The sequence below is a fragment of the Parabacteroides gordonii MS-1 = DSM 23371 genome (assembly GCF_000969825.1).
GTDB lineage: Bacteria > Bacteroidota > Bacteroidia > Bacteroidales > Tannerellaceae > Parabacteroides > Parabacteroides gordonii.
Genome location: NZ_KQ033919.1, coordinates 1887134 through 1902075 on the forward strand (window position 1 = coordinate 1887134; position 14942 = coordinate 1902075).

Consider the following 14942-nt stretch of genomic DNA (forward strand, 5'->3'; position numbering starts at 1 on the left):
TTATCTCGATTCTTGATTCGTGCGAAGGTAAATAAATTTTTGATATCTCAGAACTTTACAAGAATACGAAATACTTTACCCGGAGCGGCGCTCCATTGCTGCATCGCGTTAAGTGCTTCTTCCGGGTGTACTATATTGGATATAAACTCTTCCAGTGGACAATCACCTTGTTGGAGATAACGTACTACAGCCCTGAAATCTTCCGGCAATGCATTACGTGAACCGCGTATATCCAACTCCTTCTGTACAAAGTATTTTGTCTGGAAAGTTACTTCACTTTTTGCATAACCGATACACACTACGCGTCCGGTAAAGCCAACCTCGTTCACAGCCATGATGTAAGTGGCGGGACTTCCTACTGCTTCTATGACGACATCCGGCCCCAAGCCATTGGTAATTACTTGTAGACGTTCATGCAGGTTTTCCGTCTTTGAGTTGATCGTATAGTCTGCTCCGATCCGTTTGGCTAACGCTAGTTTATCATCGTCAAGGTCTACGGCAATGACAGTTGCACCTCGTAATGCGGCACGTACAATAGCACCGATGCCGATCATCCCGCAACCGATTACCAGAACAGTATCGATATCGGTTATCTGTCCGCGTGAAACTGCATGGAAGCCCACGCTCATCGGCTCGATCAAGGCGCAATCGCGTGGGGAAATACCGTCGGCGGGGATTACTTTCTGCCAGGGTAGGGATAAGTATTCGCTCATTGCGCCGTTGCGTTGTACGCCGAAAGTCTCGTTGTGTTCACACGCATTCACCCGTCCGTTGCGGCAGGCTGCACAGGTTCCGCAGTTGGTGTAAGGATTGACGGTTACCGGCATATCAGCCATGAAGCCGGCCGGCACATCCGTGCCTACTGCTTCAATCGTTGCACCTACTTCGTGTCCGGGGATAACAGGCAGTTTCACCATCGGGTTACGCCCTAGGAAAGTGTTCAGGTCGGAACCACAAAAGCCTACATATTTGATCTTCAAAAGAACTTCTCCACTCTTAACTTCCGGTTTTTCTATATCGACTACCCGTAAATCGGCAGGAGCCGGAATTTGAATTGCTTTCATATACGTTATATATTATAGATTAATCAACTACTTTATATCCTTTCCAGCCATACCAGGCACAGAACAGGAAACAAATTAACGGAATCAGGTAAGCTACATAGTAAATAGCTTCGAAATGATGCATCACATAGGCTGTCAGTTGTGGCAAACAGGCATTTCCTACGATCGCCATCACCAGAAAAGCTGCCCCGCTCTTGGTATTATCACCCAGATCTTTCAGCGCCAGTGAGAATTGTGTCGGATACATGATCGACATAAAGAAGGAAACCGCCAGCATGGCATAGAGCCCGATCGTACCACCCCATAAAGCGATCATCCCGCAAAGAACTACATTCAACAGGGCATATACCAGCAACATATCCTGTGGGCGGAACTTCACCATCAGCAGTGTACCGATCCAGCGGCCAAGCAGGAAGGCCAGCATATAAAGTCCGAAGAAAGTCGTAGCTGTAGACTCCGACAGTCCGGCATAACTGCAACAATACACGAGGAACAGACTATTGATAGCTGTTTGCCCGCCGTTATAGAAGAACTGTGCGATCACTCCCCAACGAAGATGCGAACGTTTCAGTACGCCGAAGTCGATTAGTTTTCCGGTATTACTTTTGTCTTTTGAAGGTTCTTCATCCTGTATTTTAGGAAGTTTGGAAACGATGAAGACAACCGCTATTATTATTAAGAGTAGTGCTAAGAGTAGATACGGTTGCTTCATCGAATCCGTTTCAAACTGGATATAAGCTTCCCATCCTCCGGGATAATCGGCAGGCAGGGAAGCGCGAGTGTAGTGGTCGCCACTCAATACCAGTTTGCTAAGGAACATAGCCGCAATAAATGCCCCCAACCCATTGAATGATTGTGCCAGGTTGAGGCGGCGCGGGGCAGTCTCCTGATCCCCTAAAGCCGTTACGTATGGGTTTGCGGCCGTTTCCAGAAAACACATACCCGTAGCAATGATAAAGAAAATTGTCAGATAACCCCAGTATTCCTTTAAGATGGCGGCCGGAAAGAACAGCAATCCGCCGAATGCAGCCAGCAAGAGACCGAATATGATTCCCGATTTATAACTGTATCGCTTCATAAACATTGCGATCGGTATCGGGAAGATAAAATAAGCCAGCCAGTAGGCTGTTTCGGTGAAAGAAGCTTCGAAAGCATTCAGTTCGCAAGTCTTCATCAGCTGCCGGATCATCGTAGGCAACAGGTTACTGCTTATCGCCCATAGAAAGAAAAGACTGAATATCAGAGCCAGTGGTAATGTGTAGTTGTTCTTTTTCATGGTGATTTATTTTAAGGTGTTCTACTCGGACATATTCTTTATATAAGGTAACACCGGAAGATCCCGGAATCCGTAGAAAGCAATCGCATTCTCTCCGAGGAAACGGTCTTTCTCTTGTTCGCTCAGTTCTTTGGAGCGAACGATAAAATCATACGACATTTTATAGGTGATGGCCGTGATTGTACGGGGATAGTCGGAACCCCACATCAGTTTCTCCATTCCTACGAGTCCGGCAGCTTCGCGAATGGCACGAACGGCACCGTCGAACGGATAAAACTCGTCATTAAACAGCCAGGTGATGCCCCCCGATTCTATCATCACATTCGGATACCGAGCCAGACGTATCTGTGCGAGCCAATCCGGGCGTGTCACCATCCCGAAATGGCCGATGGCTACTTTCAGCGCAGGACATTCCTGTATTACTTCTTCCAATTCGGCTGTCTGTGTGTCGCCATCCGCCAGATCGACAGACAGGATGATCCCGTGTTCTTCCATATAGTGAAACATACGCATCATTTCATCGCAGTTGAGGAAGATACGTCCTTCTTTCAGCAATAGGCGTTGTGCCGGTATCTTGATTGCCTTGAAACCCTGTGCGATGAGTTGTTGTGCCTGTACAAAATAACCGGGACGGCGGAACTCGCAAAGTCCGTAGACGAAGAAGCGTTCCGGATATTCGGCAGCTACTTCCAACAGGTAGTCATTCTGTATCCCATCGATAAACTCCTGCGTTACGACGGCTGCTGCTACCTGTGCATAGTCCATGTTCGATAGAAAAACTTCCGCACTGTTCTTCCCGTCGATCATAAAGGGGGGAAGCATCTGCCGTACTTCACCCATAAAGAGCGAACGGCCGTTTCCGAGTGTGCGGATGGGCATGTTGTCGACAGTGGTATCTTGCCGGAGCCACAGATGGGAGTGGGCATCTATGATTGTTCTGTTCATGAGTTCGCCCAGCTTACGCGTTTCTGATCTCCGATGATTTCCTGTACTTCGCGTACCAGTTGCCAGTCGATCGGTTCTTCCGCATAACGGATATTCTTCAGTACATTCTCCGGGTTGGCCGAACTGAATAGAGTCGTAGCGATCCGTGGATTGCTGATAGCATACTGAATAGCCAGCTTCTCGATCGGATACTCTTTCGACTGGCAATGCTGTACCGCCTGTTGACAAGCCTTTACCAGTGATGCCGGAGCCGGATGCCAGTCGGGTACGCCGCGCAACGACAACAAACCCATCGACAAAGGGGAAGCATTGATCACACCGATCTCTTTCGCTTCGAAATAGTCGAGATAATCAGCCAACTTATCGTCGTTCAGGCAGTAATGGCAGAAGTTGAGAACAGTTTCGACAGTTCCTTCCGGTACACGGTCTATAACCCATTGCAGATTCTCCAGTTGTAGGTCGGTGATGCCGACATGCTTTACGATGCCTTTATCACGCAGTTCTACCAGAGCCGGAAGAGTTTCGTTAACGACCTGGTTGAGGTCGGCAAACTCGATATCGTGGACGTTGATCAGGTCGATCTGTTCGATATGCAACCGTTCCATACTTTCATAGACGCTTTCGGTAGCCCGGCGGGCAGAGTAATCCCAGGTGTTCACTCCGTCTTTCCCGTAACGGCCTACTTTGGTGGAGAGCAGATAGGCTTTACGCGGGATTTGCTTCAAAGCTTTTCCTAAGACTGTTTCAGCTTTATAATGTCCATAATAAGGGGAGACATCGATGAAGTTCATCCCGTTTTCCACAGCGGTGAAGACGGCATCGATGCTTTCTGCTTCGCGCGTTTCGTGAAATACACTGCCCAACGACGATGCGCCGTAGCTTAGGATGGGGACTTTCATTCCTGTTTTTCCGCAATATGAATAGTTCATAATTTGTATGATTAAAGTTGTCAGAAGCCAAATGTATAGCTTTTATGTATTGATTATAACCGTATTATGCATAAAAATCTACGCAAACGTTTGCGTAATAAAAGCAGGAAATCAGTACCTTGCTATCGGAAAAACCTTATATTTGTGTCACTGAATAAACCCCGATGGCCAGGAAAAGACACATATCATTGAAAGACCTCGCAAACGAACTGGGAGTCTCTGTTTCGACTGTCTCACGGGCACTGAACGACAGTTATGAGATCAGTCCCGAGATGCGGGAGCGTGTAAAGGCGCTTGCCGAGCAGTGGAACTATCGTCCCAACCCTTTTGCCCTTAGCCTGCTGAAGAATACGCCGCGTATTATCGGTATTATCGTGCCCGATCTGGTTACTCATTTCTATTCTTCCATCATCAGCGGCATAAATGATGTGGCGCGGAAGAACGGTTATTCGGTTATCATCACCTCTTCATACGAGCAGTACGAACAGGAGCTGCATTGCGTGGAAGACTTGGTGAATATGCGTGTGGAAGGTATACTGGCTTGTCTTTCACAGGAAACGATCGATTATTCCCATTTCCTTTCTCTGTCCGATATGGATATCCCGTTGGTCTTTTTCGACCGGGTATGCATGCCGAACGCTATCCCTTCGGTGGTGGCGGATAATATGGAGTCGGCTCTCGTTGCGACCAAACATTTGTTACAAACGGGATCTAAACGGGTCGCTTTTCTCGGTGGTTCCGATCATCTGGAGATCGTGCGACAGCGTAAAGCCGGATATCTGGCGGCACTTGCCGAACTGGGTATTCCGGTTGAAGAGGAGTTGATAATCTGTGAAAAGATGACTTACAGCGAAGGGCGCGAAGGATGCAGCCGCCTGCTTTCGTTGCCGGCGCCGCCCGATGCGATCCTTGCCATGAATGATACGCTGGCCTTTGCCGCCATGAAGGAAATCAAGAAGCATGGTTTGCGTATCCCTTCCGATATCTCGCTTATCGGTTATACCGATGAGCTGCATTCCAACTATGTGGAACCAGCCCTTACCGCCGTCACTCACCAGACCTATAAAATGGGAGAGGAGTGTTGCAGCCTGTTACTGAAGCAGATAAAAAAAAGGGAGAAACCCCGCCAGATCGTTGTTCCTACCCATCTGTCGGTACGGGAGAGTTCGATAAAATAGTTTGTTCCCGTACCGAAATGCCATTTCATTACATGTTTATTTGGAATTGATCCAGGTAAGCTTATGCCACAGGCTTTCAAGTGGCCCTTGTTTGTGACTTTTCAGCCACCATTTACAGAAGTTGACCTGCAGGAGGAACAGGACGAAGCCAATGAGCAAACTGATTGTGTAGCCGCAGTAAGGTGCCAGATATAATCCGAACGGGAAGTAAATAATTGCACCAAATATAGATTGTGATACATAGTTCGTCAGACTCATTTTACCATAGAACCGCAGTCCGGAAGTCAGTTTCTTGAACGCCTCTTTCTGGTATAACAGAACGAATGAAGCTACCAGTACGATCGTAAAGGCAAACTTCTGCCACATATCCAGAATGACGCCGACGCTTTGTTGAATAATAGGGGTGTCGCTGTTATCATATAGCATGACTTTTAGCTGATACAACGGGCAGAAGACGATAGCCGAAATGATCAGGGCTTTTATCCAGAAACGAGTATTGTTGTCGGATGTGACGAATAGCTGTTTCCTGCCGATCAGGAATCCGAGCATAAACAATCCGGCTGTCTGCAGGAAACGTCCGGCTCCTATTGCCCAGAACAGGCTGGCTTTTTGTCCTAAGGTGATATTTCCGAGGATGAATTTCCCGAAGTCACCTTCTTTGGTATAGGCGGCAACCTCTCCGTACATTTCTCCGACTCCCAGATTAGGCAAGGTGTATTCGGGGTTAAAGAGACTTGCAATATAATGGAACCATTCTACCGGTTGTAATAGCAGGATAATGGCCGTGATAAGTACAGCTTTGTCACTCCATTTGCGCACGAGGAAAAGAAATATACCTACGATGCTGAATAAGAGTAATACGTCGCCAGCCGGGAAGAAGGCAGCATTCAATGTTGCAAAACCGGCCAGTAGAAGCAGACGCCACAGGAAGCGGTATCCGAAATCTTTCCCCTTCATTTGCTGGTTGGTATATTGGATATAAAAGGTGAAACCGAATAATAAGGCGAAGATCGCATACGCTTTCCCGGCAAAAAGAGAAAAGGTGATACTGAATACTCCTTCATTCAAAATATTCAGCCAACCCGGTTGGGTGGCAACATCCGGATAAACCGGAAAGATAAAATGTTCCAGACTGTGAACTAGTAAAATTGCCATGACGGCAAAGCCTCTTAGGGCGTCAACGACCTCTATACGGGGCGTTTTTGTGATTGCAGATTGTTGCGTGTTCATCGATTGATTAATTGTTTTTCCTGGTTTAGAATTAATGAAGGTACAAATATAAGAAAATGACAGAAAAAAGGAAGTGTATCTGTCTATATTCAGATACACTTCCTTTTAAGTGATAGCAAATCGATGGATAAGTTATTTGGCCGGATGAATATCCAGCTTTACCGGATGGATCATATTTTCCGGGCTTAAAATCGTATCCAGTTGTTCTTTCGTCAGGATGCCGTGATCCAGTACCAGCTGATACACGCTTTTACCTGTCTCCAATGCCTCTTTGGCTATTTTCGTGGAGTTCTTATAACCGATAACCGGGTTTAAAGCTGTTACTACACCAATGCTGTGATGTACTTCTTCGATGCAATGTTCGGCATTGGCTATAATTCCTTCTACACAAAGGGTACGAAGTGTCTCAAAACCGTTCATAAGTAATTCGGCAGACTCAAAGCAACATTGTGCCATTACCGGCTCCATCGCATTCAGTTCCATTTGGGCAGCTTCACCGGCCATTGTCACACAAAGCTCATTTCCGATCACCTTGTAGGCGATCTGGTTCATAACTTCCGGAATAACCGGATTTACTTTTCCAGGCATGATGGAAGATCCCGGTTGCATTGCCGGCAGATTGAACTCACCCAGCCCACAGCGCGGGCCGCTGGCCAACAGGCGAAGATCATTACATATCTTATTTATTTTGACGGCTACCCGTTTCATGGCAGCGGCATAACCTACCAAGCAGGAGGTGTCGGAAGTGGCACCGACCAGATCGGCAGACAATTTGATATTCCATCCGGTGATTTTACGTAAAGCTTCGATACATTTTTCTGCATATCCCGGTTCTGCACAAATTCCTGTACCGATAGCTGTTGCTCCCATATTGACGGTCAGGAAATCATTTGCCGCATGATCCAGATGAGCGATCTCATCCTGCAGGATACTGGCAAAACCATTGAATGTCTGTCCCAATGTCATAGGAACGGCATCTTCCAACTGGGTACGTCCCATTTTAATAATGTGTGCAAATTCTTCCCCTTTTTTACGGAAAGAAGAGATCAGCGCTTCCAGATAAGGGATCAACCGGAGATGTGTGGCATACATACCCAGATGTATCGCTGTCGGATAGGCATCGTTGGTCGATTGCGAACGGTTCACGTGGTCGTTGGGTGAACAATAAGTATATTCTCCCCGCTGGTGTCCCATGATTTCAAGGGCACGGTTGGCTATGACTTCGTTGGCGTTCATATTGCTGGTCGTACCGGCTCCCCCCTGGATCATATCGACCGGGAATTGCTCATGGTGTTGTCCGTCTAATATCTCGTGGCAGGCCTGTGTGATGGCACGGTATTGTTCGTCTGTCAGTAGTCCCAGAGCGAAGTTCGCTTCGGCGGCTGCCATTTTGGTGATTGCGAGTCCGTTGATAAATAGCGGATATTCGTTGAGATGGAATTTGCTGATGGAGAAGTTTTCGATTCCTCTGAGTGTTTGTACACCATATAATGCTTCGGCCGGTATTTCCCGTGCACCGATCAGGTCGCTTTCGGTGCGGGTTTTACCTGTAAATTCAGTCTTCATATCAATACGTAGTTTTATAATGTTTATATTAAATGCATGTAAAATGCGAATGTCTTTTGTTTACGTGACAAAGATATGAAATGTCAAATTGAAATCAAAAAATGTTTTGACGTATTTAAAATGTGTCAATGTTTTTATTTGAAATGTGTATGATGTGATTGTTTGGTGTTAAAATGATATTACCGGCTAGTGCCCGTAGACGCTAACCGGTAATATCACCTGTTAGCTGATATTACTGTCTGTATTTGCATATATCGTCTACGGAGACGACGGTCATATCATGGTGAGCAGCGAAGCGGATGATTTCGGGGAGGCGTGCCATTGTTCCGTTTTCGTTGGTCAGTTCGCAAAGAACAGCCGTGTCTCCCAGGCCGGCAAGTTTTACCAGATCGACGCTTCCTTCGGTATGCCCCCTTCTTTCTAAAACTCCATTCTCTCTGGCTCGTAAAGGGAAAACATGTCCCGGGTGAGACAGGTCTTCCGGTTGGGCATTGGGGGCGATGGCTGTTTTGATTGTTTGTATACGGTCGGCAGCAGAGACACCGGTGGTAACACCTTCTTTCGCTTCGATGGAGATCGTAAAGGCTGTCTGGTTTTTGCTTGTGTTGTCTTCTACCATCTGATGTAGCCCGAGCGAATTACATTTTTCAGGAGTGAGGCAGAGGCATACTATTCCGCTACATTCACGGATCATCAGGGCCATATCTTTTACGGTCATTTTTTCTGCGGAATAGATGATATCCCCTTCATTTTCCCTGTTCTCATCGTCGACCAGTAAAATACCTTTTCCTGCCTGCAAATAGCTGATTGCTTTTTCTACGCGTGCCTTGTAGTCAACGCCGAAATCTTTGATAGTTTTCATTTTCAAACCCTGTTATTAAGTAGTTGTTTATAAATTAAGGTATGCGACAGGGCAAAGGGAGGCAGATGCAACATTTTCCCCTACATATATATTATGTTGGTAGAAATGTCATATCGATAAATACTGTCTTCTTCTCTCATCCAGACTTTAACTGTCGGTTCCGGAATTTCACCGAATCAGTCTCCTGTTCATACGTCCAGAAGAGTCGCGGACTGTCACCGCCGGTAGGGAATCTCACCCTGCCCCGAAGAATACTGAGTGCAAAAATAGAAAGAATTAGGAAAACAAACAGAAATGAACCGACTAAATAAGGTTTTTTACTACATTTGTGCATATCCACAAAATCAAATTTATGAAGCACCATTGTAATGAATGCCCGTTACGGGCGAAGCACGATAGAAAACCGCAGTCTTTAATGGGGCGTTTTTGGCGTTGGCACATTAATTTTTGTCCGGGTTGGAAAGCCTATTTTCTTTCGTTAAGCATCGAAGAACAACAGGCTTTACGTGAGAAATATAATTTTAGTAAATACCAATGATCCATATGATTACTGATATCCGTTTACGAAGCCAACAGTTGGTGAAGCCTGAATTCAATGATCCGAAAGATCTTGTATCGTGGATGGGAGCTATGCAGGCGCAGGATTATCCGAGGGTGAAATGGGCACTGGGTATCAGGCTTAAATCGCCAAAGATCAAGGCCGTTGATGAGGCTATCCGGCGAGGTGACATTCTCCGTACCCATGTGATGCGGCCTACATGGCATTTTGTTACTGCCGAAGATATCCGCTGGATGTTGAAACTTTCCTCGCAGCGGATCATAGCTGCCTGCAATTCGTTTGCGAAAGGGAATGGAGTTGATATCGCGGAAAGTATTTATACAAAAGCCAATGATTTGTTTGTAAAGATATTGGAGGGAAATAATCACCTGACAAAGCAAGAACTGGAAGACGAGATCGTAAAGGCCGGCATTCTCCCCGATTCCCCTAAGTTAGGCTATCTTTTCACACGGGCAGAACAGGAAGGAATTATATGCAGTGGCAACGATAAAGGCGGTAAGTTTACTTATGCACTGCTTGAAGAGCGGGCTCCGATGGCAAAAGATTTGCCCCGGGAAGAGGCGCTGGCTTTATTGGCGAGGAAGTATTTCTGTAGCCATTCTCCTGCAAGCCTGGAGGATTTTGTATGGTGGTCTGGCTTACCTGTCATTGATGCCCGGCAGGCCATAGGCTTGATCGATGCGGAACTGATAAAAGAGAAGTTTGCCTCTCAAAACTTATTTGTGCATCAACAGTGGGGCAAGAGGATAAAAAGTAGTGATGTGTTGCATTTCCTACCGCCTTACGACGAATATCTGATCAGCTATAAGGATCGTACGGCGGCAATGGATAAGGAGCATCATCCTAAGGCATTTAATAATTTCGGTATATTTTATCCGGTCATATTACACAACGGAAGGATTATCGGTAACTGGAAGAAAACAGTAAAGAAAGGAGATATCTCCATTGAAACCTCTTTCTTCGGTGAATATCAAAAGCCGGATGATGAGCAAATAGAAAAGGCGGCGGATAGATACAAACGTTTTGTTTTATAATTTATAAAACAATATAATCCCTTTGGGCTAGTGTTGTTTGATGTAATCGATTTTACAGTCTTCGGTAACCTAGATAATCTATATCTTCCGGAGAGGCAACAGTATAGGCTTCTGCCATATTCAGTTTGTAGCTGTCTGCCAGTATGATTCGTTTTCGGGCACGTTCTATCATTAGCCGCTTCATCATCGCCTCTTCTCTGTCGGGTGCTGTTATAATGTGATGACCTCCATATCCTCCGGGACGAAAATATTCCCGGAGAAGTTCTCCTGTGCTTCGGCTGTATATTTTTCTTTACGTGTAGCGAGGGTTTTGTCCTCCGTATGGTATAACAGCAGGTTCTTGATATTCAGTTGTTGAGCGATCTTTCCGGCATCCAGTGCCGTACTGTGATGTTTTTCGTACGGCTTGAAGGTTTCTCTGTCTTCGTATAGACAAAAGGCTTCGCATAGCATCCAATCGGCATCTGCAACAAATGGACGGTTGGCTTCATTGTACGGTTCGTCTCCGAGGCAGACCAAACTCTTGCCGTTGGGAAGTGCAGTGCGGAATCCGTATTGTTTTTCTTTAGTCGAGCCGATGTCGAAACATTGGAAGTCCATGCCGATTGCTGTAAAGGTTTCACCATGGTGTACTTCGCATAATTGGATATCCCGGCTGATATGTGCCGTTATTTTTGGGGGCAATATCAGTTCGCAAATAGTATTCAGAACTTTTATAACCTTATCATGCCCGTATATTTTTAATCTCCCTTGATATTTCCCTTTATTCATTTGTTGGGCAATAATGCGTATCATCCAGATTATTCCCAGGATATGGTCGGTATGGGCGTGGGTTACAAATATTTCATGTATCGCGGAATAAGGGATATTGGCTTTTTCCAATTGGGCAAGAATGCCGTTTCCTCCACCGGCATCCACCAGCAGGAAATCGTTGTTCTGTTTCAACGCAAAGCAAGTATTATAGCAACGGGTAACTGTCGCATTACCCGTTCCCAGTATGATAAGTTCTGTATTTTGCATAAATATATCTTTCTGTTAAGCATACAAAGATATAGGGTTATGCAAGTATTATCGACATGCTTTTAGTTTCCTTTTCAGATACCAGGTAATGAGGGCGAGTGTTACCAATGCCACAAAAACATAGCTTATTTCTCTGCTGTATCTCTCCAGTTCTTCCAGCAACCGGTCTTCCGGAAGTATCTGTGCCAGGTAATATCCGAGCAGCACCAGGATACTGTTCCAGATGGCCGAACCGAGCGTTGTGAACAGGATGAAGGCGGGAAGCCGCATTCGTGCCAGTCCGGCAGGGATGGAAATGAACTGCCGTACGGCCGGTATTAATCTTCCGAAGAAAGTAGATATTTTTCCATGCTTTAGAAAGAATGACTCCACATACTCTATCTTTTGCCGGTTTATGCCGAGCAGATGGCCGAAGCGGCTGTCGGCAAATTTATAGACGATGGGCCTGCCGACGAAGAGGGCGAGATGGTAATTGATCAACGCCCCAATGAGCGCTCCCAAGGTTGTGAAAAGTATCACGAGGAAAATATTCATCTCACCGTTTGCCGCCTTGTAGGCGGCAGGTGTGACGATCAACTCGGATGGTAGCGGAACCAGCGAGTTTTCAAGTATCATGAGGATTAAAATCACCCAATAGCTGAGGTGCTCCAGGCACCATTGGATTAAATCAGAAAAGTCCATAGGGTATTTTATGCATTATTATCGTTGGGTACCTGAACCAGTATTTTATCTATTCTGGCTCCATCCATATCAACAATTTCGAAGCGGAAGTTGTTCCATTCGACTTGTTCTCCGGATTGAGGGATATGTCCCAGCTGTTCCAGTAATAATCCTCCTACCGTATGATAGTTACATCTTTCATATAAATCTTCTTTATCGAAATAAGACAGGAAATCATAAAAAGAACACTGTCCGTCGACCAACCAGCCGTCGTTGTTGCTCCGTTGGATAATCTCCGGTTCCTTCTGCGTATCGTTGATGGTGCCTAACAAGGCTTCCAGAATATCCCTGAGTGTTATAATCCCCTGGCACATACCGAATTCATCGCATATAAGAGCGCGGCTTATTCCCTGTTCTTTCATTTCTTCAAGCACTTTATATACACTCATGTTCTCATGGAAATAGAAAGCCGGGCGGACGATGCATTCCAGATTGAAATCAGGTGTATCCAGATGGAGAACCAGGTCTTTCAGAAAGATGACTCCTTCCACGTCTCCCTTTTTCTTGCCGGTCACCGGATACATTTCATATAAGTCCTGTTCGATGGTCTTTTTCACTTGCTTCTTATCCATATCCAGGTCCAGCCAGATGATTTCATTCCGCTGTGTCATAATGGAACTGACCTTCAGGTCGCCCAGGATGAAAACACGTTCGACGATGTCCTGCTCTACTTCCTGTATTTCTCCGCCTTCCTTTCCTTCCTGTACGATCGATTTGATTTCTTCTTCCGTCACCTTATTATCCGAGTCCTTTATGCCCAGCAGATTGAACATGCAGGAAGTACTTTTCGACAGCAGCCATACAAACGGGGCGGCTGCCAGCGATAAGATATACATCGGGCGGGCAACAACTTTGGAGGCTTTTTCTGCAATACTCAAACCGATTCTTTTAGGAACAAGTTCGCCGAATATTAAGGTCAGGTAAGTGACGGCTACAACAATCAACCCCTGGGCAATGAGGGATGCGTAGAGAGGGGACACTCCCCAATTCTTCAGGATAACCGAGAAGTCGTCCGTCAAAGCTGCACCGGAATAGATACCGGTCAGGATACCGATCAGTGTGATGCCGATTTGAATGGTCGAGAGGAAACGATCCGGCTCATTTGCCAGCTTCAAGGCCAGTTTAGCCGCTTTACTGCCTTTCTTTGCGTCAGTGTTCAAGCTCGATTTGCGGGCGGAGATTAATGCGATTTCAGACATGGCAAATATGCCGTTCAATAGGATAAGTGAAATGATTATTATTATTTCGTTCATGAAAATGATACTGTTTTAGTTTATTATTTAAAAGTCTTATGGGCGGGGCCGGATGGTTTGCATGCGGTGGTAGTATCATAATATATGATACAAGAATATTATAATATATGCGAACGGAGTATCACAATATATGATACAGCAGTCTTATAATATATGATATTATGCTTTCGTCCGGTGAAAGAATATGGCTGTGTACTAAATAAGGAATGTACAGAACAGGGAATGTATCTGCCGTGGGGCAGGTCTGTTGTTAACGGGGATATAGTAATCAATATGAACCAGCTGTGTGAACTGGTCGGGAAGCGGTACGGAACAAACCGGAATCAGGGGATGAACGGGGCGGTTCCCGTTGCGGTAAAACAGTTCGTCCGTATTACCCGGCTCATCGGTATCTTCCGCCTGGTTGGAAATTTCCGTCTGGTCTGCTGTATGTGTATCATAATTGGGCACAACGTATCCGAATACATCGAGTAACACCAGGAATAACATGATGATACAGATTGCCCGTGCTTTGACAGTATAAATCGTATGTTGCGTAAATGCCATGCAATAATGTACAGCTGAATTTGGGTACGAAAATACATATTCGTCTGTTCGGTACATAGTATTCAACGCGTTTTTGTGTTACTTTAACGAATTTAGCTCCGGCATAGAGCTTGCTGTGCAAGATAATGCCGGAGCTTCTTTTCAAACAGGAAGAAAATTAGGTCGCTCGGTTAAATGCTTCTTCCTTTGAAAACATCTGAACAAGTAGAGGGTACCAGGTAACCGTTCAGGGTTACCTTATTGGAATGAAAGTTAGGATTGACAGTTACAGAAGCCCTGTTGCTTCCTTTGGGTAAAGAGATATCCACTGTGGCGGACAAGCCTGTTCCCATAACGCTCATAGAGAGAATGGAATTCCCTTTTTTGTCTGTTTTGAGTTTGATATTGGAAGCCTGTCCCTCCAGGGTAATTCCTCCTACACCGTTCGGGCCGCCACCATTGAAAGGGGCGATTTGTATAACTGCTTTATCGTCTGATAAAGAGATAAAGTTGGTGTTGGAGGTTACATAAGCCGTTTCACCCCGTTTAAAGACCAGGCGGTCTGCTTCCAGTACGAAATCCAGTTTCTCCAGCGCATTTACAGCGTTTACATAATTAACGGAATCCTGAATGGCTTCCAGACGCTTCTGAAGTTCACGCTCTTGTGCGCTCTCTTGCTCGGCTTGCGTATAAATACGCTTTTCTGTCTGTGCGTTGGCTACCATATTCACCAACAGCACCATCAATAAAACCAATAATCTGTTCATAATCTATCTGTTTG

General features: G+C 45.7%; 15 protein-coding genes and 1 riboswitch. Of the genes, 2 read left to right on the forward strand and 13 right to left on the reverse strand.

Features of this window, described 5'->3' with window-relative positions:
- Window positions 1–47 precede the first annotated feature (47 nt).
- Genes HMPREF1536_RS07515 through HMPREF1536_RS07530 form a run of 4 tightly spaced genes read right to left on the reverse strand, consistent with a single transcriptional unit; the run spans window position 48 to window position 4214 of the window.
- Window positions 48–1064, reverse strand: a complete 1017-nt coding sequence (locus HMPREF1536_RS07515; RefSeq protein WP_028726425.1) for a zinc-binding alcohol dehydrogenase family protein — start codon at window positions 1062–1064, stop codon at window positions 48–50.
- 19 nt (window positions 1065–1083) lie between these two features.
- Window positions 1084–2340 carry an L-fucose:H+ symporter permease gene (gene fucP, locus HMPREF1536_RS07520; protein WP_028726426.1) on the reverse strand — a complete coding sequence of 419 codons (1257 nt, stop codon included), beginning with the start codon at window positions 2338–2340 and terminating at the stop codon, window positions 1084–1086.
- 21 nt (window positions 2341–2361) lie between these two features.
- A complete protein-coding gene (locus tag HMPREF1536_RS07525) occupies window positions 2362–3285 on the reverse strand; it encodes an amidohydrolase family protein (protein WP_028726427.1) in 924 nt (307 codons plus the stop codon).
- Window positions 3282–4214 (reverse strand): aldo/keto reductase, encoded by a 933-nt coding sequence (locus HMPREF1536_RS07530; RefSeq protein WP_028726428.1) that lies wholly within the window; start codon window positions 4212–4214, stop codon window positions 3282–3284. Before HMPREF1536_RS07530 ends, HMPREF1536_RS07525 begins: the two co-directional genes overlap by 4 nt.
- 164 nt (window positions 4215–4378) lie before the next feature.
- Here HMPREF1536_RS07530 and HMPREF1536_RS07535 point away from each other — a divergent pair, with 164 nt between their 5' ends.
- Window positions 4379–5392 (forward strand): LacI family DNA-binding transcriptional regulator, encoded by a 1014-nt coding sequence (locus tag HMPREF1536_RS07535; RefSeq protein ID WP_028726429.1) that lies wholly within the window; start codon window positions 4379–4381, stop codon window positions 5390–5392.
- 36 nt (window positions 5393–5428) lie between these two features.
- Here HMPREF1536_RS07535 and HMPREF1536_RS07540 read toward each other — a convergent pair whose 3' ends face one another.
- The 3 genes from HMPREF1536_RS07540 to ribB all read right to left on the reverse strand — a co-directional run bounded on the left by HMPREF1536_RS07540 (window position 5429) and on the right by ribB (window position 9050).
- Window positions 5429–6622, reverse strand: coding sequence for a DUF418 domain-containing protein (locus tag HMPREF1536_RS07540; protein ID WP_028726430.1), 1194 nt, complete (start codon window positions 6620–6622; stop codon window positions 5429–5431).
- Between the two features lie 132 nt (window positions 6623–6754).
- Window positions 6755–8188, reverse strand: coding sequence for an aspartate ammonia-lyase (locus HMPREF1536_RS07545; RefSeq protein ID WP_028726431.1), 1434 nt, complete (start codon window positions 8186–8188; stop codon window positions 6755–6757).
- Between the two features lie 232 nt (window positions 8189–8420).
- Entirely contained in the window at window positions 8421–9050 is a 630-nt protein-coding gene (gene ribB, locus HMPREF1536_RS07550; RefSeq protein ID WP_028726432.1) for a 3,4-dihydroxy-2-butanone-4-phosphate synthase, read from the reverse strand.
- A 124-nt stretch (window positions 9051–9174) separates the two neighbouring features.
- A riboswitch (FMN riboswitch) is annotated at window positions 9175–9306 on the reverse strand.
- Between the two features lie 287 nt (window positions 9307–9593).
- On the opposite strand from ribB, the gene HMPREF1536_RS07555 reads away from it, so the two are divergent.
- Entirely contained in the window at window positions 9594–10643 is a 1050-nt protein-coding gene (locus HMPREF1536_RS07555) for a winged helix DNA-binding domain-containing protein (protein ID WP_028726433.1), read from the forward strand.
- 52 nt (window positions 10644–10695) lie between these two features.
- On the opposite strand, the gene HMPREF1536_RS27035 is transcribed toward HMPREF1536_RS07555, so the two are convergent.
- From HMPREF1536_RS27035 to HMPREF1536_RS07580, 6 genes are all read right to left on the reverse strand, one after another.
- Complete coding sequence (locus HMPREF1536_RS27035) at window positions 10696–10830, reverse strand: hypothetical protein (RefSeq protein ID WP_233426399.1); 135 nt, start codon at window positions 10828–10830, stop codon at window positions 10696–10698.
- Between the two features lie 23 nt (window positions 10831–10853).
- Window positions 10854–11663, reverse strand: a complete 810-nt coding sequence (locus HMPREF1536_RS07560; protein WP_028726434.1) for an MBL fold metallo-hydrolase — start codon at window positions 11661–11663, stop codon at window positions 10854–10856.
- 48 nt (window positions 11664–11711) lie between these two features.
- The gene (locus HMPREF1536_RS07565) at window positions 11712–12344 is read right to left on the reverse strand and encodes a DedA family protein (RefSeq protein WP_028726435.1); all 633 of its coding nucleotides are present in this window, start codon (window positions 12342–12344) and stop codon (window positions 11712–11714) included.
- Between the two features lie 8 nt (window positions 12345–12352).
- Complete coding sequence (locus HMPREF1536_RS07570; protein ID WP_028726436.1) at window positions 12353–13636, reverse strand: hemolysin family protein; 1284 nt, start codon at window positions 13634–13636, stop codon at window positions 12353–12355.
- Window positions 13637–13831: 195 nt separating this feature from the next.
- Entirely contained in the window at window positions 13832–14182 is a 351-nt protein-coding gene (locus tag HMPREF1536_RS07575; protein WP_233426400.1) for a hypothetical protein, read from the reverse strand.
- A gap of 170 nt (window positions 14183–14352) precedes the next feature.
- A complete protein-coding gene (locus tag HMPREF1536_RS07580; RefSeq protein ID WP_028726438.1) occupies window positions 14353–14928 on the reverse strand; it encodes a DUF4251 domain-containing protein in 576 nt (191 codons plus the stop codon).
- Window positions 14929–14942: the final 14 nt, after the last annotated feature.